The sequence below is a fragment of the Salinisphaera sp. G21_0 genome (genome assembly GCF_017744115.1).
Lineage (GTDB): Bacteria > Pseudomonadota > Gammaproteobacteria > Pseudomonadales > Endozoicomonadaceae > Endozoicomonas.
Genome location: NZ_JAGHQW010000192.1, coordinates 1 through 985, shown reverse-complemented (window position 1 = coordinate 985; position 985 = coordinate 1). Strand labels below are relative to the sequence as shown.

Below are 985 nucleotides of genomic sequence, written 5' to 3'. Positions count from 1 at the left end.
GGCGAAACTGGTGGACAACGGGCAGGAGCGGACACCGCAGCTCAAAGAGGCCGTGGCCGTGCTGTTACAAGTGAACCCAGAGAAAGCTGACTTTAAACCACAGGAAATCGCCAACCTGCTGTGGGCCATGGCGATACTGCTGAACAACGGGCAGAATAGAACACCAAAGCTTAAAGAGGCCGTGGCCGCGTTGTTGCCCCACGTGAACGCACAGAAAGATAACTTTACACCACAGGCTAACGCCAACCTGCTGTGGACCATGGTGAAACTGGTGGATAGCGGGCAGGAGCTGACACCAGAGCTTAACGAGGCCGTGGCCGCGCTGTTGCGCCACGTGAACGCACAGAAAGCTAACTTTAACCCACGGGAAATCGCCAACCTGCTGCGGGCCACGGCGAAACTGGGTGAGTTCGTTGAGCTGAACGTGGTTACCTATATGTTTGAATCGCTTGTTTACCGAATCAGTGAAAACCCTCAGCTCTCACAGCAAGACATATTGATGTCTCTCTGGGGAGTGATGGTTTGCTGTGCCAGATTGTCTCTGGACTCCAGTAACAATAACTGGCTTGAAAAGCAAATGGATGACCTGTTTACTCGTCTGGAAAACAACTCCCCAGACAATGAAGAAGATCAATCCATCATTGCCATGGCCGCAAGTTGGCTTGGGAGAGCGTGCCCGGTCGTCCCCCATTACCAGACTATCAGGTCAAAACGTCAATCCGACTTTCGCGATCAACTCCAATCAAGATTTCCCTCTTTGCAGATTGAAGAAGAAAAGAGTCTGAACTCACTTCCTCCGGTTGACCTGCTACTGCCAGATCACAACATGGTGATTGAAGTTCAGGGGCCCTCTCATTACGTGGGTGGTGATTTCAAAACCAGGAATGGTTCGACTCTGCTTAAAATCGCACTGTTGCAAAAAGCAGGATTTGAGGTCATTGAAATTCCGGTTAACAGGCTTGGGAATCAGGATTTAATGAAACCA

The 985-nt window shown here is 50.6% G+C and carries 1 protein-coding gene; it reads left to right on the top strand.

All coding sequences use genetic code 11. From position 1 onward, the window contains the following. Window positions 1-985, top strand: a 985-nt coding sequence (locus tag J7439_RS25595; protein ID WP_209204881.1) for an RAP domain-containing protein, incomplete at both ends; no start/stop codon positions are given.